Origin of the sequence: Burkholderia dolosa, assembly GCF_902499135.1 — a bacterium.
Lineage (GTDB): Bacteria > Pseudomonadota > Gammaproteobacteria > Burkholderiales > Burkholderiaceae > Burkholderia > Burkholderia dolosa.
In genome coordinates this window covers 15,587-36,019 of the sequence record NZ_CABVPR010000007.1, presented here as the reverse complement: position 1 = coordinate 36,019, position 20,433 = coordinate 15,587, and the positions used below count along the sequence as shown (strand labels likewise).

Annotated in this window: 15 protein-coding genes and 1 pseudogene; 7 read left to right on the top strand and 9 right to left on the bottom strand. The window is 65.8% G+C overall.

Features of this window, described 5'->3' with window-relative positions; genetic code table 11:
- Positions 1-35: 35 nt before the first annotated feature.
- Positions 36-845 (bottom strand): annotated as a pseudogene (locus BUB20358_RS28750) (ESPR-type extended signal peptide-containing protein); the annotation flags it as partial.
- Between the two features lie 1,648 nt (positions 846-2,493).
- Positions 2,494-2,895, bottom strand: coding sequence for a hypothetical protein (locus tag BUB20358_RS05285; protein ID WP_123806782.1), 402 nt, complete (start codon positions 2,893-2,895; stop codon positions 2,494-2,496).
- A 147-nt stretch (positions 2,896-3,042) separates the two neighbouring features.
- Between BUB20358_RS05285 and BUB20358_RS05280 the strand changes: the two genes are divergently transcribed.
- The 3 genes from BUB20358_RS05280 (at position 3,043) to BUB20358_RS05270 (ending at position 8,010) form a co-directional block, all read left to right on the top strand.
- Positions 3,043-3,309 (top strand): hypothetical protein, encoded by a 267-nt coding sequence (locus BUB20358_RS05280; RefSeq protein ID WP_035975603.1) that lies wholly within the window; start codon positions 3,043-3,045, stop codon positions 3,307-3,309.
- 530 nt (positions 3,310-3,839) lie between these two features.
- Positions 3,840-4,241, top strand: a complete 402-nt coding sequence (locus BUB20358_RS05275) for a hypothetical protein (RefSeq protein WP_123806781.1) — start codon at positions 3,840-3,842, stop codon at positions 4,239-4,241.
- 1,060 nt (positions 4,242-5,301) lie between these two features.
- Positions 5,302-8,010 (top strand): GMC oxidoreductase, encoded by a 2,709-nt coding sequence (locus BUB20358_RS05270; RefSeq protein WP_035975605.1) that lies wholly within the window; start codon positions 5,302-5,304, stop codon positions 8,008-8,010.
- A gap of 224 nt (positions 8,011-8,234) precedes the next feature.
- Here BUB20358_RS05270 and BUB20358_RS05265 read toward each other — a convergent pair whose 3' ends face one another.
- The 6 genes from BUB20358_RS05265 to BUB20358_RS05240 form a co-directional block, all read right to left on the bottom strand.
- Positions 8,235-8,975, bottom strand: coding sequence for an SDR family oxidoreductase (locus BUB20358_RS05265; RefSeq protein ID WP_006767198.1), 741 nt, complete (start codon positions 8,973-8,975; stop codon positions 8,235-8,237).
- 143 nt (positions 8,976-9,118) lie between these two features.
- A complete protein-coding gene (locus tag BUB20358_RS05260) occupies positions 9,119-10,024 on the bottom strand; it encodes an SDR family oxidoreductase (RefSeq protein ID WP_006767199.1) in 906 nt (301 codons plus the stop codon).
- Positions 10,025-10,069: 45 nt separating this feature from the next.
- The gene (gene nicT, locus BUB20358_RS05255) at positions 10,070-11,182 is read right to left on the bottom strand and encodes a Nickel transporter NicT (RefSeq protein WP_081293523.1); all 1,113 of its coding nucleotides are present in this window, start codon (positions 11,180-11,182) and stop codon (positions 10,070-10,072) included.
- Positions 11,183-11,254: 72 nt separating this feature from the next.
- Entirely contained in the window at positions 11,255-12,286 is a 1,032-nt protein-coding gene (locus BUB20358_RS05250) for a DUF4331 family protein (protein ID WP_174484782.1), read from the bottom strand.
- Positions 12,287-12,551: 265 nt separating this feature from the next.
- A complete protein-coding gene (locus BUB20358_RS05245) occupies positions 12,552-13,868 on the bottom strand; it encodes an MFS transporter (RefSeq protein ID WP_035975607.1) in 1,317 nt (438 codons plus the stop codon).
- Positions 13,865-15,184 (bottom strand): sensor histidine kinase, encoded by a 1,320-nt coding sequence (locus BUB20358_RS05240; RefSeq protein WP_035975608.1) that lies wholly within the window; start codon positions 15,182-15,184, stop codon positions 13,865-13,867. Before BUB20358_RS05240 ends, BUB20358_RS05245 begins: the two co-directional genes overlap by 4 nt.
- Before the next feature lie 351 nt (positions 15,185-15,535).
- Here BUB20358_RS05240 and BUB20358_RS05235 point away from each other — a divergent pair, with 351 nt between their 5' ends.
- Positions 15,536-16,357 carry an alpha/beta fold hydrolase gene (locus BUB20358_RS05235; RefSeq protein WP_006405778.1) on the top strand — a complete coding sequence of 274 codons (822 nt, stop codon included), beginning with the start codon at positions 15,536-15,538 and terminating at the stop codon, positions 16,355-16,357.
- Positions 16,358-16,409: 52 nt separating this feature from the next.
- On the opposite strand, the gene BUB20358_RS05230 is transcribed toward BUB20358_RS05235, so the two are convergent.
- Complete coding sequence (locus BUB20358_RS05230) at positions 16,410-16,742, bottom strand: DUF4148 domain-containing protein (RefSeq protein WP_006405777.1); 333 nt, start codon at positions 16,740-16,742, stop codon at positions 16,410-16,412.
- A gap of 370 nt (positions 16,743-17,112) precedes the next feature.
- Between BUB20358_RS05230 and BUB20358_RS05225 the strand changes: the two genes are divergently transcribed.
- From BUB20358_RS05225 to BUB20358_RS05215, 3 genes are read left to right on the top strand one after another with little or no spacing between them, the layout of a single operon-like run.
- A complete protein-coding gene (locus BUB20358_RS05225) occupies positions 17,113-17,499 on the top strand; it encodes a response regulator transcription factor (protein WP_006405775.1) in 387 nt (128 codons plus the stop codon).
- Positions 17,500-17,544: 45 nt separating this feature from the next.
- Complete coding sequence (locus BUB20358_RS05220; protein WP_165802980.1) at positions 17,545-19,737, top strand: PAS domain-containing sensor histidine kinase; 2,193 nt, start codon at positions 17,545-17,547, stop codon at positions 19,735-19,737.
- The gene (locus BUB20358_RS05215; RefSeq protein WP_035975612.1) at positions 19,727-20,401 is read left to right on the top strand and encodes a response regulator transcription factor; all 675 of its coding nucleotides are present in this window, start codon (positions 19,727-19,729) and stop codon (positions 20,399-20,401) included. Before BUB20358_RS05220 ends, BUB20358_RS05215 begins: the two co-directional genes overlap by 11 nt.
- Positions 20,402-20,433: the final 32 nt, after the last annotated feature.

Below are 20,433 nucleotides of genomic sequence, written 5' to 3'. Positions count from 1 at the left end.
GCGTTCATGCCAAGGGCAGTCGAGTTGGTTCCGTCTGCTTCGGCTGAATATCCGAGCGCCATCGCTTGTGCGCCGGTAGCCGTTGCCTGACGGCCAAGGGCGACGGCGTTTGGACCGGTCACCAGTGACTGTGCGCCGACGGCCAAACCAAACGTGCTTGCCGAGCTTGCGCTCGAAGTTACGCCGAGCGCCATGCTGGAGTCTCCTGCTGCGTTCGCACCGGGAGCGATGGCGACCGAGTTGTCGCCCGACGCAGTCGAAGTCGCGCCAATTGCGGTAGCCGTGTCGCCGCTCGCGTTCGAGCCAATCCCGATAGCCGCACTGGCGCTTCCGCTAGAGCGCGCACCGGGACCGAACGCGACGGAATTCAGACCGGTTGCTCGTGCGGCAGTACCGAAGGCGGATGCGCCTTGCACCGAGGCCGTCGCATTGGTACCTACGACGGTCGAGTTTGGACCCATCGAGATCGCATTGCCACCGATGGCGATCGTGCCGGACGACGCAGCGGTCGAGCCGCACCCGATGGCGATATCTTTCAGCGTGCCGGCTACGGTTGTTTCCGTACAAGCAGGACTACCCCCGGGGATATTTACGGACTGTGCATATGCTTCATCTGGCGCGCTCAGGCCGGCAACAACGGCAACGGCAGCGACGGTGAGCACGCTGAGCGCCGGCATCCCGTCGAAGAAGCCGTCTACGATGCCGGTGCCAATGGCGCCGCTATTTGTACCCGGCGAACTGACGACGACACTGCCGGCGCTTTTGCCGCGCGCAGTATCCAGTTCGGACACAGCGACCCACGCGCCGAGAGCATCGTTCCATACGGATCGATAGTTCTTATTCATTCTTGATTCCCTATTGAAGAGGATATGCGCGTGAACAGCAATGCGCCCCGTTTCTCTCCCGCGACAGCCCACGCATTCACGCATCGGGAGTTCATGCGTGTTATTTCTATTTACTCAAAAGATCGAATTGATCGTAGCGTAAACGTTTAGAAAAAAGTATATGAGTGACTGAGTAAGGGAGTTAATCATGCGTGGAATTGAGTAATTCATGATCGGGAGGATTTCACGCGTCAGGGGTCGCGAAAAATCGGCGAATCCTTGTGTGGCGGGGCGGAGAGGCGAATCGGAACGGCAGGTTCATGCCTGGATGGAAGACGAAATAAAGCGTAGACGTCAGCGAGTCGCGGTAAAAGACATATATCGCCGTAATTCGAACGTGTCTTTCTCGCCACAGAATATTAAGAATGGTTAAGGATTGAAATTTGTCTCGCGCGGTAGTGCGCACGGCTTAAAAGAACACGAAGAATCGTTGAGTAATTCGAGGGGGCGGAAATTACTCAAATCAAAATATCCAGACACTCAACTCAAATATTTGGCCCCGAGCTAGACCATGTTGCAGCGCTGTCGACGACTGAATAAAGCTGTTGCGCGCAGAGCGGGAAGGTTGCGGCAGGCACGTTGCACGACACAAGCAACGGCCGTGCGTTAATCCCGGTAGGCGCGAGCAGGATCGCCATCCGACATGGCTCGCGTCGGCGGCACTGAAAAGTGTGTCGGACGCATGGTTTGCGAATGTGTTCGCGCGCCGGTTGTCGTTACGTGTAGTGGCATGGCGATCGCCGGCGTCGGTGCGCCGGATCCGGCAAATCGTCACTCCGCGGCGTTTGCCGCGGGCTGCCGGCGGCTGAGCGGCACGCGGCCGCTCGGCCTGTCCAATACTCGCCGGACGGCATGCGGATTCAGCGGCGGCGGATGGTTAACGGCATGCGATCGCTGCGCGGGGAAGCGAACGGAAATCCGGGCGCCGGCCTGGTCGAGCAATTACCAATCCGTGTGATTTAGTAAGGGCCATTCCGGCTGGATCGTAAACTGTAAAGAATGGTTAACTTTGATGTCGAGCGAATGCCGACACGCTCCACGAGTCGAGAAAGATAGATAGACTCCCGCTTCATCAGTTGTCAGTCGACTTCGAGGAAAACGCGGGCCGACGGCAAGCATCGAAAAACGCAAAATACGACCACTGCGCGCCAAGCGCGATCGGCACACACTCGGGGAACCTCGCTGGTACACAACACTTTGGGAAGCGCCAGCCGTTATCGCGCGCCTTGACGTCGGGTACGTGCGTCGCTTTGGCGGCTGCAGGCCGCTCGGGCGGCATGCCGTCGTAGTGCGTCTGTTTGTGCAAGCCGGTCGGGAAATTCGAGGCAGGAATACGGACGTGTCCGTGAGGCGGAGAAGCTTCGCTCTATAACGGCGTGTTTTCATGAACCTGCGGTTGTGGCTGAAATTTTTATCTTCTACCGTCTGTGCGCTGGAGCGGTATCTTCCCGGAGCAGACTTGGCCGACGCTGCACCGGGGCGGTGCAAAAACTCTTGCAATAAAACTTGGGATTGTTTACGGCGCGATTGACGATGTGCACATTGTTCCTCGATACTTAACTCAACGACTCAAATGAAACTATTGAACATTTGAGTTAAATAAACAAAATTAACCGGGAATGCGATGATTGTTCTGATACGCGCTGCAAACAGCGGCGTTGCAAAATCCAGGGTCGCCGCTCAACTTGCCGAGCATCTCGCTGCTGAACAGGTCGATGCCGGCGTGCCCGACACTGGCAAGCGAGCGATCGCACGGCGGTTCTCGGATCGCCGCGACGCCGCTGCAATTCCATTGTCCTTGACAAGTACCGATCGAACCGCCGATATCGGTTGGCCGCTGCACGACGCCGGTCGGAGCCATCGAGTCACCGCCGTCAGCTCGACAAGCCGTGACTTCTTCGAATTGCCCGGCACGGCGGCTTGCCGGTCCGATGACGAACCCGTCCGCGCTCAGGAACGAGCGCGATGCGCTGCGCAAGTCGGCCGCAGGATCGTTCCGTCGACGATTCAATGCAGATCGGGATGCCGCGCCGATGCTTTCGACGGCTCCAGGTTCCCGAATTCGGCAGAGGGGTAGAATCCCGAAACGACGTGCGCTTGTGTCAAGTGCGGATGAGTAAATACACGGTTGAGTGTTTGATTAAAGGATGGAAGCGAGATGAACAAATTCCAGTTGAAGCCACGCCTTTCAGCGGATGAGAGTACGCCGGGCAATCCGATGGACTTCATGGTCGGCGCAGCGCTCGTGCAGTCTCAAGCGGCGAAGGCGCGACCGGAAAAGCCGATCAGACTCAACCTCGACATCACGCCGTCGGTGCATCGATTGCTGAAGCTGTACGCACTCGAAAACGGGATGAGCGTGTCCGAGGTCGTGCGTACGCTCATCGATCAGCTCGTTCGACCCGAACACCGACAGCAACGGTAGCGGACTGCGATGTCGCTGCGGCCGGTCCTTCAAATGTCTGACGTGAAATGATCGGCTCAGCGGTGGGTGTACGGGCTATGTCGACGAGCGCGTCGGTTTCGACGTCAAGACAAGCGAAAAGCCGCGTCACGCAAGTCGGCGAATGCCGGGATCGACGCGTATGCATCTTGACGCGCGTCGCCGCGCGCCGGCGCTGGAGAACGACTGCGTCGTACTGTCATGGAAAGCCAACAAGCCGCCTGCAAGGCGGCTTTTTTATTGGTAATGGTCACTATAACGGGCGCGCCATAAAGCGCTTTGTAAGGTTTCGCTTGCGCCGCATACTAGCTCGTAAGCCTTTGAATTTGCTCGAACAAAATGGCCGACCTGCAGCGTGACAGGGCAAGCCGCACGACGTCTTTACGAGCGCTTCCAATACGAGCAACGGCGGTGCAACGCGTGAACGCTTGCGAGAAGGACTTCCCCCGGTGTTAGCGGGCAGATGTTTCGGTTACGATGCGAGCTTCGTGGAAATCAAGTGAGTAACGCAAATGAGTACAGCAAAAACTCAAAAGCTCCGCAACGCCACGGCGCCGGCAAAGCGCGCCAAGGGCTCGACATCGAAAGCCTCCACGGCAAACCGCGATCTGTTCGGGCACGACGGCAATACGGGTTCCGAAAGCGCACCGGCGACCAAGCGGGGCCGGGCAGAGCCGGCTACGAAGAGGACGACGGCGTCGCGCGCGTCCACAGCGCAGAAGCCGGCGAAGTCCGCTCCGCGCAGCGTGGCGAATACCGGCTCGGTGCGAATCAATTTCGATCTTGAGCGGGTGGTACACAAGCGCTTGAAGATGCTCGCCGTGGAGGCGGACATGACCATCGCGGACTGGATGAGACAGCTTATTCAGAAGGCGCTCGAACACATCGACAAGACCGAGCGGCGCGGCAGATAAGCTGGCGCAAAGAAATATTGGCAATTGCGCTCGCACTGCGAGCAAATGCTCGCAGTGCGAGCGTCGAGCACGGCAGGCTGCTGCGTCGGGCCGGTAGCAACCGGCGTAACCCTAAGTGCGCCGCGCGCTGCGGCCGGCTCTGATTCGTGAGCGAGCTTTTTCCTGCTTTTGTCCGGACTGTTGCGACCACAACCTGTGCGGCGGTGGTTCAGGTGAGCGTCGGAATACATCCTGCATGCGGTGCTCGGAACGCCGTCGACGGGATGAATGCCGGGCACCGGCGATCGGGACGCGCCGAAGGCATTCGGTTTCGAGCCCGACAACGTCCATATCGACGGCGGCAACTTCGGTTCGCGGATGTATGTCCCCGATCTGCGGGGGAACGCTCATCTATGCGGCGCTGCATGCCGACACACCGAACCTGCTTCGCGTACCGCTGGACGGCGCTCTCGGTCCGAACTGGCGACCGGGCGGCGACACGCCGATGAACTTTGAAGTCGCCGACGACAAGCTCCAGCCGCAATTGAAGCTGCTGGTAGAGCACGAGACGAACCGGTTCCCGCGATTCGCTCCGGGCGACGGCCATCTTCGGTGCGACATCGCTTCAGCAGGGGAACCCGGTGGATTATGTGCTTGCGCACGGCGTAGGCCCGAACGGACGGGATGAGCGCGGTTGTCCGACTGCAACCGCACGGGCCTCAGGCTGATTCGTCGCGACATTGACGTGTGCGAGCAGCCGGATGGTCCGCTTCGATTACGGGCCGATGGACGAGGTATCGATGCGACCGTTCGTGCGGCCGGGTTTCGATACGGCTCGCAGGCGATCGGACGGCGCGCGCATCGGCGGCGAACCGGGACGCCTTCCCGACAACGGGAAGGGCCACGCGGCGTCCGGGGCTCGACGCGCGCCGTCGCGGCGAATGCCATTTATGTGCGATGGAGCACACTGCGCGCCGACGCGGACGGTATTTTGATGCTCCAACCGGAGCAATGTCGATTTTTCGAATCTGCAGATCCTCGTCGACATCGCCCGCGACCTCCAGTCAGCGGATATCGCGAGATGACGCACTTTATCGATTTTGAAGCAGACGAGTTGTCCGGCGACGAGTGGTCGGCATCGTTCGACCTCATCGTCGTCGGCGGCGGCGCGGCCGGGCTGACGATCATCCGCGAGTTGTCCGGCATCGGCCTGAAGATCCTGCTGCTGGAAAGCGGCGACGTCGAAGAGTCGGCGGAACACGAAGCGCTGAACGACGTCGATGTCGACGGTTCGCTGGAAGACGCCGCGTTGCAGCGATCGCGGCACGCGTCGCATGCGTTTCAGTTGAAATACTGGCGCGCGCAGACACAGAAGTTCGGCGTCCGATGCCGGGTGCTCGGCGGCTCCACTGCGGGCTGGGCAGGCAAGGTCGCGCCGTTCGATCCGCTCGATTTCGCTGCGCGCGAGTGGATACCCGATTCAGGATGGCCGATTGCCGATACGGACATCGCGCCGTACGTCGAGCGTGCCGCACGGCGTCTCGACGTCGGACCGATCGTCGGCGGTCAGGCCTTCTGGCACGCGGCGAAATTGCGCGAGCCTGCCGAAATGGCGCGCATGCGGCATGTGTCGTCGTTCTTCTGGCAGCTCGCGCGCTCTCATCGCAATCTCACCGACGTAATGCGCTTCGGGCCGGACTTCAGGAGCGAGTCGCATCCCGGCGTGACGGTCGTGCTCAACGCGACGGCATGCGCGATACATGCGGATGCCGCAGGCGTGACCGGCGTCGAGATCGTGTCGTCGCTGTCCGGCAAGCGGCGCCGCGTGCTCGCGTCGCGTCACGTGGTGCTGGCCGCTGGCGCGATCGAAAACGCGCGGTTGCTGCTGATGTCGCGCGATGCAGATGGTCGTGCGCTCGGGAATGCACACGATGTCGTCGGGCGCTATCTGACGGACCACCCGTGCATGTCGATCGGCACGTTTTCGCCCGACAGCCAGGCGTCGGCCGCGGCGTTGCTCGGCTTCTTCTCGCTGCAGCGGGACTATCGCGCGTTCATGTATTCGCACGGGCTCGCGCTTCGCCCGGAAGTCCAGCAGCAGCGCCGCCTGCCGAACATGGCGGCGTATGCGAACGCCCGCATTTCCGACGACGATCCCGTGGTGGCGCTGAAACGGCTGGCGAAGCGGCAAAGCAAGCGCCCGCTGGCGGACCTGCTGCTCGTGTTGCAGCGCTCGGGCGTGGTCGTCAGTTTCGTCGGACGCCGGATCGTGGGCAGCTCGATACTGCCGCGACGCCTGCGCCGCCTGATCGTCGACACCGTCATCCGGCTCGACGCCAACTTCGTCGCCCGCGACTATGTCGCGAAGGGCACCGGCAGAAAAATCGAGAAGGTGACGCTCGACGTCATTTGCGAACAACCGCCGCTGCGCGACAACCGCGTCACGCTATCGAGCCGATGCGACCGGCTTGGGCTGCCCGTGGCCCATGTGACGTGGGAGCCGGGGAGTCTAATGAAGGAAGCGGTCGTGACCTTTGCGCAATTGCTCGAAAGCGATTTGCGCGAGGCCGGCATTCGGGGCTTCGAACTACGGCGCGACATCTCGGCGGGCGACGTGTCCGGAATCGCGCTCCACGACATGGCGCACACGGCCGGCACGACGCGAATGGGACGCGACCCGGCGACGAGCGTCGTGGACGCGAACTGCCGCGTGCATGACGTCGACGGCCTCTACGTCGCAGGCGCGTCGGTCTTTCCGACCAGCGGCCACGCCAATCCGACCATGGTAATCATGGCGCTCGCGATCAGGCTTGCCGATCATCTGAAATCGAGGCTGGTCGAACGACGGATCGCCGCGCTGAAGCCGCCCGTGGCGACGGACGACGCGCGGCCGCTCGTATTGGTCACAGGCGCGACGGGCAACCTGGGCGCCGATGTCGTCGGCCAGTTGATTCGGCACGGCTACCGGGTGCGCGGGCAGTTCCATCGCAAGGTGCCGTCCGATTCCCGTGTCGAATGGGTTGCGGTGGACTTCTCCGACGCGAATCTCGCGGACGCTGCACTGGACCGGCTCGTGGACGGCGTGGCGGCTGTCGTGCATCTGGCGGGCGGCTTGCCCGGCACGCCGCATCTCGAAACGATCAACGTCACCAACCTGAAGCGCCTTGCCGATGCGTGCGTGCGCAACGGTGTCGGGTACTTCGGGCACGCGAGCTCGATGGTGGTCTACGGCTCGCCGTGCCGCCGACTCGTGGATGAAAACGCGCCGTTGCTCGACGTGAGCCGTCCGATCGAAAGACAGTATTTCGAATCGCCGCAGATGCGTGAATACGCGCGAAGCAAACGGATCGGCGAGGACGTCCTTTCCCGATACGCCGAACGCATGCACGTCGACCTGTATCGGATCGCGCTCGCGCAGCAGCCCGGCTATCTCGAAGCCTCGCTGCAGTGGAACAGGACGAAGCGGCTTTTCGCGCTGTACCGAAACAGCCACTATATTTCGCCGCGCAACGTCGCGAGAGCCATCGTTCATCTTCTGCGGCGCTCGCTCGATCGCGGCGCGCGCAGCGGCATCGAAGCATTCAACATCGCCGACACGGCGTCTCCGACGTACGAGGAAGTCTATCGGCGTGCGGGCCGCAAGCCGCTCGTGCACGTTCCGTTGCTCGCCGACGTCGTGAAAAGCGTTGCCGTCGGCAAGCGTGTCGCGAAGCGCTTCCCGATGGGCTTCTATCGGCTCGACGATCGAAAGCTGCGATCGACCGGGTTCATGCTCGACCGCGACAGCTGACCGCGCGGGCTGCCAGCCGTTGCCCGTCCTTATTGGGCGAGCCGGGAAGTTGCATGCACGGAACGAGAAAACGGCCCGAGCTTGACGGTTTCGTGCCCGACGCATTCACTTGCTGAACCGGAAAAGGAGCCGAAGGGTTGGCTCGAGAACCGCTCCAAATGCACGTCGACTGCGATGAGCGACTGCGCGGGGCGGGCAGGCCCGCAGGCCCGCCCAACCGATCGTCAGCACATGCCGCCGTTCGCGCGCACGACCTGGCCGTTGATCCACGCGCCCTCCGGGCTCGCGAGGAACGCGACGACGGCCGAGATGTCGGCCGGCTGCCCGAGCCGCTCGAGCGGATTCATCTTCGCCATCCGGTCGATGAGCTCGGCGCTCTTGCCCGCGAGAAACAGCTCGGTGGCCACCGGCCCCGGCGCCACCGCATTGACGCTGATGCCGCGGCCGCGCAGTTCCTGCGCGAGCACCTGCGTGAGCCCTTCGACTGCGCACTTCGTCGCGATATAAACCGCGTACGTCGGCAGCCGCACGCCGGTCACGCTCGTCGTCAGGTTCATGATCCGGCCGCCGTCGCGCACGCGGCGCGCGGCTTCGCGGCTCACGTTGAACGCGCCCTTGAAATTGATCGCGACCGTTCGATCGAACGTCGCGTCGTCGAACTCGGCGAGCCTGGCCTGATGCATGACGCCCGCGCTGTTCACGACCACGTCGACGCCGCCGTACGCTTTTTCCGTTGCGTCGAACAGCGCGATGGTCGCCGCCGGATCGGCAATGTCAGCCTTGACGAGCAGCGCGTCGCCGCCGCCCTCACGAATGCGGGCGGCCACTTCCTCGGCCGGTGCCGCATTGCTCGCGTAGTTGACGACGACCTTGAATCCGTCGTGCGCGAGGCGGACGGCGATATCGGCGCCGATGCCGCGCGACGAACCGGTGACGATGGCGATCTTGCCGGACGATTCGGACATGTTTGCTCCTTCAGGTGAGTGCCGGGCCGCTGCGGACGCGATGCGTCGTGCGGTCGAACCCGGGTGGGTGATGACTGTTCGGCTTGGAAACGACGTTTGACTGACGCGCGCACGTTCGTACGTTCGTACGCGCGTGCATCGCGTCAGTCGGACGTCCGAATGCGCGGCGACAGAAGGTCGGACAAGCCGACGCGATGCAGCATCTCGGCACGCAGCCGGTCGAGCACGGCAAAGCCGACGTTCGCGCCGTCCTCGGTCGGATCGATGTGGACGCGGAACGGGCGCTTGCCGGCCGGCGCTGCGACCACGTCGACGATCGCATCGGCGACGAGGCTCGCGTGCGCATCGGCCGGCACGATCGCGGCGAACGCATCCTGCACTTCGCGGCCGAAGTCGGGATACGGGCCCGCGTCGTATTCGGCCGCACGCGCGGCATCGGCGGGCGCGCTCGCATGCGCGAAGTGATTGGTGCCCTGCGTGAACGCGCCCGGCACGACGATCGACGTCTCGATCCCCCAGCGCGACAGCTCGCGCGCATACAGCACGGCGATCGCGTCCATCGCGGCCTTTGCGCCGAAGTACGGCGCGAGGTACGGCGGCGTGCCGCCGGCGGCGCTGCTGCTCGACACCCAGATCAGCAGCCCCTGACGTTGCGCGCGCAGATGCGGCAGCACCGCGCGGTTCACGCGCTGCGTGCTGAGCACGTTGATGTCGTACAGCTGCGCGTACTGCTCGGGCGTGAACGCTTCGGCCGGGCCGAACGCCATGTGGCCGGCGTTGTGGATCAGCACGTCGATGCGGCCGGCTTGCGCGACGAGCTGTTCGACCGCGCGATCGATCGATGCGTCGGACTGCACGTCGAGTTCGAGCGGGCGCAAGTCGACGTGTGCGTCGCGCGCGAGCGCACGCATTTGCTCGACCACCGGCGCATTGCGCGCGCCGGTGTCGCGCATCGACGCGTAGACGGTGTGGCCGGCGTGCGCGAGCGCCTCGGCGGTGAGCCGGCCGAAGCCGCTGGACGCGCCGGTGACGAGTATGACTTTGCTCATGATGGATAGCCTCCGTGGGCGGGGTGAACGTACAGTGGTGCGACGCTATGCGTCGGGGCCGGCGGCCCAGCGCTGTTCGATGCGGCCGAACTTCCATATCGCGACGGAGATCGCCCATGTCGCGACGAACAGCCCGACGATCGCGAAGCCGACATCGTTCAGATCGAGCGCCGACAGCCATGCGCCGAACGCGCCGTGCATGCCGAGTGCATGGTTGAGCAGGCCGAGCATCTCGATCGTGCCGATCACGAGCGCGACGCCGATCGACAGGCCCGTGACGACGAGGTTGTAGTAGATCTTGCGGACCGGCCGGGCGAGCGCCCAGCCGTACGCGACGTGCATGAACGAACCGTCGATCGTGTCGAACAGCAGCATGCCGGCCGCGAACAGCACGGGCAGACACAGAATCGCGTACCACGGCAGGCCGGACGCGGCGCCGGAGCCGGTCAGCACGAGCAGCGCGATTTCCGTCGCCGTATCGAAGCCGAGACCGAACAGCAGGCCGACGAAATACATCTGCGCCGGCTTGCGCACGATGCGCATCAGCGGCGCGAGCACGCGCGCGACGATGCCGCGCGATTCGAGGCGCCGTTCGAGCTGCGCTTCGTCGAAGCGTCCCGTGCGCATCGCGCGGAACGCGCGGTACAGGTCGTAGAATGCCGCGACGTTCAGCGCCGCGATCGCATAGAGAAAGACGCTCGATACGGTCGCGCCGAGCACGCTGGTCAGCGCGCGCAGCGTCGAGCCCGCGTCGACGACGTGCGTGGACACCGAGTGCATGCCGAGCGAGATCAGCACCGCGAGCCCGAACACGACGCTCGAGTGGCCGAACGAAAACCAGAATCCGACGCTTGCCGAACGCTGGCCTTCGCCGAGCAGCTTGCGCGTGGTGTTGTCGATCGCGGCGATGTGGTCCGCATCGAACGCATGGCGCATCCCGAGCGAATACGCGGTGATCCCGGCGCCGATGCCGAATGCGCGCGACCCGACGCTCAGATGCTGCGGAACGATCAGCGCGATCAGCGTGCCCCAGCCGACGACGTGCAGCAGCACGATGAACGCGACGATCCAGAGCGCGGACAGATCGATGGACCGGACGCGCGCGTGCGCGGCCGGGGCGACGCCGGTCGCCGGCGGAAGGTGTCGACGTGCAAGCATGGGAGCCTCGAAGAAGGGGGCAGCGCGCACCCGGCAGCGCGTGGCCGCCGGGTGCGGCAGACACCGGCCGGGTCAGGCCTTCGGAACGTACGGGAACGTCGACGTCGGTTTCGACGTGACCGATTCCTTGCCGATGCCGAGCCGGATCGGCGTGTTCGATGCGATCGTGAACATCACGTCGGGCGCGTTGTCGGTGAGCGACCGGCCGTTCCACTCGGCCATGCCGAACACGGCCGGCGTGCCGATCGTGTACGGCAGGACGTTCGGCAGGAAGCGGTGAGCGACGGCCGTCGCATAGCCGACCGGATCTTCCGCGGTGCCGTTCGCACGCACCGCGCCGGCCACCGACGCGATCACGGTTTCGCCATAGGTCGCGAAATCGTCGGCGGGGCAGCCGGCATTGAGCCGATCGCCGAGGTCTTCGTTGTATTGCGTGAACAGCGGATGAATCATCGGCAGCCCGACGCGGTTGATCGAGCGCCAGCCGCCCGCGTCCGTCGCGAGCGTCGCGACCGCCCATACGCCGACCTTGCGGTTCGTCGCCGCGTTGCCGACGAGATCGGCGTCGGGCACCTCGAGCACGATCGAGTACACGGTGTGGCCGGCGAACAGGTTGCGCGCGTGGCTCGGCTCCCACGTGCCGAGGTCGAGCGGCGTGCCGTCCTGGAACGCGTGACCGACCGCATGCAGCACGTCCGGCTCGATCCAGAACGGATCGCCGGCCTTGCCGGCCCATACGCGCACGCCGGAACCGGCGCCGGCGGTTTCGTCGGTGCGGCCGCGCAGCACGAGCTCGCCGTCCGCATGCGGGTCGGTTGCCGCCGCGCCGGCGATGCGGCGCAGCTCGAAGCGCTGCACGCCTGCTGCGTCGCGTGCGTCGAAGCGGATCCGGTACGTGACGTCTTCGATCGCGTCGCCGTCCAGATCGAGCTTGAATTCGTAGAATCCTTCCGGGTGATAGCCGGGCGTCGGCACGTCGCCCGCAATCGAGTGGCAGACGTTGATCACGAGTACCGTGCCGATCTCGCCGCGAAAGCAGTAGAGGTCGGTGATGTCGAGGCGGATGTCCTGCCGCGCGAGCGGGGAGTCGAGATGGTGTGACATGGTTCGATCCTGTCCGAAGGGTGGCTGCGTTGGTCGAGACGTGCCGTTCGGACGATCGCGCAGGTGCACGTTCGCGTACGACATGACACGTCTTCGGTCGCTTTTCAGCGGTACGTCGGACGCTTCGAACGAAGACGCACCGGACGACAGGCGGATTCTGGACGGACGCCCGTACGGGCGCTGTCGGCAAACGGCGGGCGTTTGCCGAATCGCACGACGGCGATGCGCGGATCGGGAATATTGCCGCGGTTGCGGGAAGCGGCGCTCAGCGCCGGGCGGTGGACGTCGGTTCGCCGGCCGCGCGCGCGGCGGCGATCGCGATCAGCGTGACGGCGGCCGACACGAATACGTACCAGCCGGCCGCGCGGTGCGTGCCGGCCCACACGCCGACGGACGCGACGACGAACGGTGCGGTGCCGCCGAACAGCGCGACGCCGGTCGCGTAGACGACCGACAGCGCGGCCGCGCGGCCGCGGGCGGGGAACATGTCGAGGATCGCGACGATGCTCGGCGCGCCGGCGAGCGCCGACAGCCCGGCGAACAGCGCGACGACACCGAGCAGTGCGAGCGGGTGCGGATGAACGGCAGCGTAGTAGAACGCGGGCAGCACGACCGCCATCGTCAGCGCGCGGGCGAGCACGATCGTGCGGATGCGGCCGATGCGATCGGCGGCGCAGCCGCCCGCGATCGACAAGACGAGCGTGACCGCGCCGACGGCCGCCGTCGTGACGAACGACGCATACGCGGACGGCGGCGGGCCTGCGACGCCGAACGTCGTCGCGTAGGTCGCGACGTACGTCGGCACCGTGCCGCCGAAAATCAGCGCGATCGCCAGCAGCCATCGGCCGCGATGGCGTCCGAGCAGCGCGCCGAATGCGAGCGTTGCGCGGCGCGCTTCCCACGTTTCGTCGATGTGACGGCGCAGATAGATCTGCACCGGAATCAGCGCGGCCGCGAGCGCGAACGGCACGCGCCAGCCCCAGCGCTCGATCTGCGCGGCGCTCAGCGTCGCGTGCAGTGCGACGCCGCAGGCGCCCGCGGCAACCAGCGCGAGTCCTTGCCCGGCCATGAGCCAGCCCGCATACGTGCACTTCCGGTCGGGCGGACATCGCTCGATCAGCAACGCGCCGGATGCGCCCATCTCGCCACCGATCGCGATGCCCTGCAGGATCCGGCACAGCAGGACGGCGATCGGCGCCGCGATGCCGAGCGTCGCGTAGCCGGGAATCACCGCGAGCCCGAACGAGCCGGCGGTCACGAGCGCGGCGGTGAGCAGCAGCGCGGGTTTGCGGCCGGCCGCATCCGCGTGCACGCCGATTGCGAGCGCACCGATCGGCCGCGACAGAAAGCCGGCCGCGAACGTGCCGAGCGACAGCAGGGTGCCGTAGCCGTCGGCGACGTGCGGGAAGAACGTGCGGGTAATGAACGCCGCGAAAACGGCGTACGAGAAATAGTCGAAAAATTCGAGCGCGTTTGCGATGACGATCGTCGCGAGGATCCGGCGCTCGGGCGTGCGGCGATCCGTGTGACCGGCGATCGCTGGCGCGACGTCCGCATCCGGCACGACGGGCTCGCGCTTCACTGTGCGCCCTGGCGACGATCGCGCTGCGCGGCGTCGGCCGTGCTGCCGTTCGCGCGCGGCGCCGAAGGCAGCGTGAAGCAGAACCGCGTGCCGTGCGCGCCGGTGTCGCCGATCCAGATCGCTCCGCCGTGCGCTTCGACGATCGATTTCGAAATCGGCAGCCCCATGCCCATGCCGTCGCGCTTCGTGCTCGAAAACGGCTGAAAGATCGCATCGGGCGGCGTGCTCGCGATCCCGCATCCGGTATCAGCGACCTCGAACAGCGTATGCGTGTCGTCGTAGCGGCCGGCGCGTACGTGCAGCCGCCGCTCGCGACCGTCGTCGCGCGTTGCGTCGATCGCGTGAATGCCGTTGATCAGCAGGTTCGTCAGCACTTGCTGCAGCTGGATGCGGTCGGCATGCGCGGTCGTGCCGGGCGCGACTTCGCTGCCGAGCGCGATGCCGTGCGTGCCGGCTTCCGACGCGATCAGCTGCATCGCCGACGCGACAACTTCCGCGCAATCGAGCGCGACCGCTTCGACCGGCGCACCGGCGAGGAACCCGCGCAGCCGGCGGCAAATGTTCGCCATGTCGTCGGTCCATCGCGACGCATGACGAAACGCGGCGGTGGCCTCGGCGACGTTCGGCTCCGCGCGGTCGAGCCAGCGGACGGCCGCGTCGAGCGCGGTGCGGATCGCGCCGAGCGGCTGGCCGATCTCGTGCGTGATGGACGCGACGAGCTGCCCCATCATCGATGCACGCGCGGTGCGCGCGAGCTGCGCGCGCAGCGCGTCGAGCCGCTCGCTGTTCTCCTTGTACTCGGTGACGTCGAATGCGTAGAAATGGAGGCGACGGTACGCGTCGTCGTCGGCCGGCAGCGCGCAGCGCCATACGATCGGCACCTTCCTGCCCGACAGTGTCGCCAGCGTGCGTTCGCCCTGGCATGACGAACGGCCTTCGAACATCGCGTGCAGGACCTGCGAGTTGCTGAGCCGGCTCGCCGGCAGCAGCCGCTGTGCGGCCGCGAAGAACGCATCCTTCGATTGCGCATCGAACAGCGCGAGCGTTGCGTCGTTCGCGTCGACGAACGCGTGCAGCCGGCGAACTTCGTCGATCACGTCCGGATGCGCGTCGAGGTACGCCTCGAGATCGGTCACGCCGCGCGCTTTCAGCGTATCGATCCAGCGCTTGATGCCGGACCAGTCCTCGATCAGGATCGGGATCGGCGCGGACCGGAACAACGCATCGACGCGTGCGTCGTCGGCCGCCGCGCGATCGTCGGCTGCGCGGGTCTCGCGATCGCGGATGCTGCCTGTCGCTGCGTGAGGTTCGTTCATTGTGGGAAAGCCACGTTGGCCGTGTGTCCGAGCGACTCCCGCGGCACAGGGCATGCTATCTCGCGGAAAAATGCGCGCCGATTATACACAGACAAAATGGCCCGGACGTCGTCCGGCGCCGCCGCTGCATGCGGCCGGTGCGCCTCGCACGGCTGCGGCGCGCGCGGCGCAGCGATCGTGCGGAGCCGAAATGCAGCGGGCCGCGCGGAAAGCCGGCCCGTTCCGCGCCGTCGAGAATGCGACCGATGCACGACAGCGCGACCGGCACAGGGCCGGCGCGCGAGCCGTGCGAACCGCCGCTTTTTTCCTGCGACCGGCGGGCGCAAGCGGCATTCTCGAAGGAGCATGAAGATGGCAAAGCTCGTACTGAAAGACGGCACCGAACTGTTTTACAAGGACTGGGGCACGGGGCAGCCCGTGGTGTTCTCGCACGGATGGCCGTTGAACGCGGACGCGTGGGACGCGCAGATGATGTATCTCGCCGAGCGCGGCTATCGCGTGATCGCGCACGACCGCCGCGGGCACGGCCGCTCGAGCCAGCCTTGGAACGGCAACGACATGTCGCGCTACGCGGACGATCTGGCCGAGCTGATCGAGCATCTGGACCTGAAGGACGCGGTGCTCGTCGGCCACTCGACGGGCGGCGGCGAAGTCGCGCGCTACATCGGCCGGCACGGCACGCAGCGCGTCGCGAAGGCGGTGCTGATCGCGGCGGTGCCGCCGCTGATGCTGAAGACGGATGCGAATCCCGGCGGGCTGCCGCTTTCCGTGTTCGACGATATCCGCAGCGGCGTGATCGGCAACCGCTCGCAGTTCTTCAAGGACCTCGCGGTGCCATTTTACGGCTTCAACCGCGACGGCGCACGACCGTCGCAAGGCACGGTGGACGCGTTCTGGTATGCGGGCATGCAATGCTCGATCAAGAGCGCGTACGACTGCATCAAGGCATTTTCGGAAACCGACTTCACCGACGACCTGCGACGCATCGACGTGCCGACGCTCGTGCTGCAGGGCGACGACGACCAGATCGTTCCGCTCGACGATTCGGGCAAGCTGTCGGCCGAGATCGTGCGCGATGCGCGTCTGACGATCTATCCCGGTGCGCCGCACGGGCTGTGCACCACGCATGCGGACCGCGTGAACGCCGATCTGCTCGCGTTCATCCGCGCGTAAACGAGCGTCCCGCCGCGCGCGTGTCGCGCGGGCGGGCACGCGCCGGCACGGTTCAGCTGCCGAAGTACGGGTTGCAGAAGCTGACCGGGCCGACGCAGCTTCCACCTTTCGCGACGGTGCGTGCGGCGCGCGCGCCGGCCGCGCTGCTGCCCGTTTCGGCCACGCCGCCGTATCCCTGCGCGGCGGCGACCTTCGCTTCGGCCGCCTGGATGTCGGCCGGATAGTCGTCGTTGGCGCCGCGCGACGGCAGATAGCCGGCCTGTTCGATGCGGGCCAGATCGGCGCGCACCTGTGCGCGCGTGACGGGCGCGGCGGCTTGCGCGAATGCGGCGGCCGGAATCAGCGCGCCTGCGCTCAGGATCAGTGAAACGACGATGCTCTTCATGATGACGCTCCTTCGGTTGTCAATGCGGATGGTGAGAACGCGTGCGGGCACGCGGACGGCGATCTTTTGCGTAGCGATCGACGCCTGCAATATAGAGAGCGCGCGTCGTGCGTCGTTACGCGAACGCACGCCGCACAGCGAATTCGCCGGATCGCGAGCGATGCCGCGGGTCGCGCGACGGAACGGGGGAAGGCCGCGGGCCGCGTCTGCCGGTGCGTTGGCGGCCGCGGGCGGTGGGAACGCGCAATGCGTGTGCAGCGACTATACGTACATATGATTTCCGCGGACCGTCGATTTCTCTAATATGGCTTCGGTTCGGGCGGCCGATGTCGCGTCGCCCACGGTACGATTCCGGCCGAGGGCCCGAGGTTTGCAGAAAAATCCGATCGTTTCGATTGTCGACGACGACGAATCCGTCCGCGTCGCAACATCGAGTCTGGTCCGCTCGCTGGGCTGGGCGGCGCGCCTCTATGCGTCCGCGGAGCAGTTCCTCGCATCGGGCGGCATGGAGGACGTCTGCTGTATCATCTCGGACGTCCAGATGCCCGGCATTTCCGGCCTGGAGATGTATCGGCGCCTGGTCGACGGCGGCGTGACGTTGCCGATCATTTTCATCTCGGCGTTCGCGTCGGATTCGGTCCGGCGGCAAGCGCTCGACATGGGCGCGATCTGCGTGCTCGGCAAGCCGGTGGACGCCGCGGAGGTCGCGCGCCACCTGGAGTCGGTGAAGGCGGGCGGGGCCGATGCAGCACGCTGACCCGTTTTTCTTTTTCTTCGCGCGGCGCGCCGCAGAACGACGATGATGCTCAACCGAAGCACAGGCAGGCCCTGGCGCGAGGACGCGCGCGTGCTCTACACGTTGGCCGGTGCGCTGGCCGCTGCGGTCTTCGCGATCGACGTGACGCCGCTCGACATCGCGATCGCGGTGCTGTACGTCGCGGTCGTGCTGCTGGTCGCGTCGGCCGGCTCGCGGCGCGCGACGTCGATCACCGCATGCGCGTGCGTCGCGCTCACACTGCTCGCGCTCGCGCTGTCGCACGACGAACGCTATTCGGCCGGCGCGCTCGCGCGCTGCGGCGTGAGCCTGCTCGCGATCGTCACCACCGCATTCCTCGCGCTGCGCAATCTCGCGAACACCGCGATCCTGCGCGAGCGGCTTCAGCTGCTCGATCTCACGCACGATGCGATCGTCGTCTACGACCTGCAGGACCGGATCGCGTTCTGGAACCAGGGCGCGGAAGCGCTTTACGGCTGGACCGCGCAGCAGGCGATCGGCCAGCCGATCCACGTGCTGACGCAGACGCATGCGTCGGTGCCGCTCGACGAGATTCGCCGTACCGTGCTCGAAACCGGACAGTGGCAGGGCGAACTGCACCGCGTGCGCAAGGACGGCAACACGGTCATGATCTCGAGCCGGCTCGCGCTGTGGCGCGATGCGGGCGGCAAGCCGGTCGCGATACTCGCGACGAGCAACGACATCACCGACCGCAAGCGGATGGAAGGCGAGCTGCGGCGTCAGCAGAACGAGCTGCGCGCGATGATCGACGCGATTCCGGGGATGGTGTGGAGCTCGGACGGCGACGGCAGGATCGGCTACGTGAACCGGCGCTGGGCCGAGTTCGGCGTATCGATGGCCGAGAACGGCGGCGACATCTGGCGCGCGGTCGTGCATCCGGACGACTTCGACATGCTGCACGCCGCGTGGCAACGCGCGGTCGCGAGCGGAGCGTCGTTCGAGAACATCGCGCGAATCCGCCGCCGCGACGGCGTGTACCGGTGGGTGCACATCGGCGCCGAGCCGCTTCGCGACGACGGCGGGCGCGTGGTGCGCTGGTATGGCGTGAATACCGACATCGAGGCGCGCAAGCAGGCCGAGCACGCGCTGCGCCGCAGCGAGGCGTTTCTGTCCGACGCGCAGCGGCTCAGCCATACCGGAAGCATCGCGATGCGGCTGCCCGACGGCCCGATGTGGTGGTCCGACGAGACGTACCGGATCTTCGAGCTGCCGCGCGACACGATGCCGAGCGTCGAGCTGATCGTGCTGCGCGCGCATCCGGACGACGTATCGCACGTGACCGACGCATGGCGCCGCGTGATGGCCGGCGAGCCGTATCTCGACATGCAGTTCCGGCTGATGATGCCGGACGCGCGCGTCAAGCACGTGCATTACGTCGCGCATCTGATGCCGCACCAGACGGATGCCGAATACGTCGGCGCGCTGATGGACATCACCGAACGGGTCGTCGCGCAGGACGCGCTTGACCGGTCCACCGCCGAGCTCGCGCACGCGACGCGCGTGACGATGCTCGGCGAGCTGGCCGCGTCGATCGCGCACGAGGTCACGCAGCCGCTCGCGGCGATCGTGACGGCCGGCGACGCCGCGCTGCGATGGATCGACCGGCCGGAACCCGATCTGGCCGAAGTGCAGCAATCCGTCGGCCAGATGATCCGCGACGCGAAACGGGCGTCCGACGTGATCCGCCAGATCCGTGCGCTGGCGCGCAAGCGCGCGCCCGAACAGACGTCGCTCGATCTGAACGCCGTTGTGCGAGAATCGCTCGAACTCGTGCGGCGCGAGCTCGAAAATCAGCGCGTCGACGTCGAAACGGACTATGCGGCGTCGCCGCAGCGCGTGTGCGGCGATCGTGTGCAGCTGCAGCAGGTCGTCATCAATCTTGTGATGAATGCGGTGCAGGCGATGTCCGGCGTGGCGCCCGGCGCGCGCCGTCTGCGCATCCGCACGCGCGCGTTCGATGACGACCACGCGCACGTCGTCGTGGAGGACAGCGGAACGGGGATCCGGCACGCGGATTTCGACCGCCTGTTCAGTGCGTTCTTCACGACCAAGGAGGACGGCATGGGCATGGGGCTGTCGATTTGCCGGTCGATCGTCGAAGCGCATGGCGGCCGCATCTGGGCGGACCTGCGCGACGGCCCCGGCGCGGTCATGCAGTTCGTGTTGCCAGTCGATGAGGAAATGTGTAATGAGCACTGACGCGCAGGACTCGGCCGAGCAGTCGATCGTCTACGTCGTCGACGACGACGAATCGATGCGCACGGCGGTCGACATGCTGCTTCGGTCGGTCGGACTGCGCGTCGAGGCGTTCGCGTCCGCGCACGACTTTCTCGCGTTCGAGAAGCCCGACGTGCCGAGCTGCCTGATTCTCGACGTGCGCCTGAAAGGCCAGAGCGGCCTCGCGGTGCAGGAGCAGATCGCGGCCGCCGACTTGCAGCTGCCGATCATCTTCATGACCGCGTACGGCGACATCGCGATGTCGGTCAAGGCAATGAAGGCCGGCGCGATGGATTTCCTCGCGAAGCCGTTCCGCGAACAGGACATGCTCGATGCGGTCGCCGCGGCGCTCGCGCGCGACGAGCGCTGCCGAAGCGCGCAGCGCGCGCTCGGCGATCTGCGCAGTCGCTATGCGACGCTGTCCGCACGCGAGCGCGAAGTGATGGCGTTCGTCGCGAGCGGACTGATGAACAAGCAGATCGCGGCGGAAATGAACCTCAGCGAAATCACCGTGAAGATCCATCGCGGGCAGGCAATGAAGAAGATGGACGCGCGCTCGCTCGCCGACTTGGTGCGCAAGGCCGAAGCGCTCGGCATCAATCAGCCGCCGGAGCCCGCCGCGGCGCCGAAGAGCCGCGGTACCTGATCCGCCGGCCGTCGCGACCGCGATACGGCGAT

What these genes read in the sequence shown, in the direction of transcription:
- BUB20358_RS05250 (WP_174484782.1), bottom strand. Translation starts at nt 12,286, where the DNA reads ATGTCACACCATCTCGACTCCCCGCTCGCGCGGCAGGACATCCGCCTC.
- BUB20358_RS05220 (WP_165802980.1), top strand. Translation starts at nt 17,545, where the DNA reads ATGCTCAACCGAAGCACAGGCAGGCCCTGGCGCGAGGACGCGCGCGTG.
- BUB20358_RS05260 (WP_006767199.1), bottom strand. Translation starts at nt 10,024, where the DNA reads ATGAGCAAAGTCATACTCGTCACCGGCGCGTCCAGCGGCTTCGGCCGG.
- BUB20358_RS05265 (WP_006767198.1), bottom strand. Translation starts at nt 8,975, where the DNA reads ATGTCCGAATCGTCCGGCAAGATCGCCATCGTCACCGGTTCGTCGCGC.
- BUB20358_RS05280 (WP_035975603.1), top strand. Translation starts at nt 3,043, where the DNA reads ATGAACAAATTCCAGTTGAAGCCACGCCTTTCAGCGGATGAGAGTACG.
- BUB20358_RS05240 (WP_035975608.1), bottom strand. Translation starts at nt 15,184, where the DNA reads ATGAACGAACCTCACGCAGCGACAGGCAGCATCCGCGATCGCGAGACC.
- BUB20358_RS05230 (WP_006405777.1), bottom strand. Translation starts at nt 16,742, where the DNA reads ATGAAGAGCATCGTCGTTTCACTGATCCTGAGCGCAGGCGCGCTGATT.
- BUB20358_RS05215 (WP_035975612.1), top strand. Translation starts at nt 19,727, where the DNA reads ATGAGCACTGACGCGCAGGACTCGGCCGAGCAGTCGATCGTCTACGTC.
- BUB20358_RS05275 (WP_123806781.1), top strand. Translation starts at nt 3,840, where the DNA reads ATGAGTACAGCAAAAACTCAAAAGCTCCGCAACGCCACGGCGCCGGCA.
- BUB20358_RS05270 (WP_035975605.1), top strand. Translation starts at nt 5,302, where the DNA reads ATGACGCACTTTATCGATTTTGAAGCAGACGAGTTGTCCGGCGACGAG.
- nicT (WP_081293523.1), bottom strand. Translation starts at nt 11,182, where the DNA reads ATGCTTGCACGTCGACACCTTCCGCCGGCGACCGGCGTCGCCCCGGCC.
- BUB20358_RS05235 (WP_006405778.1), top strand. Translation starts at nt 15,536, where the DNA reads ATGGCAAAGCTCGTACTGAAAGACGGCACCGAACTGTTTTACAAGGAC.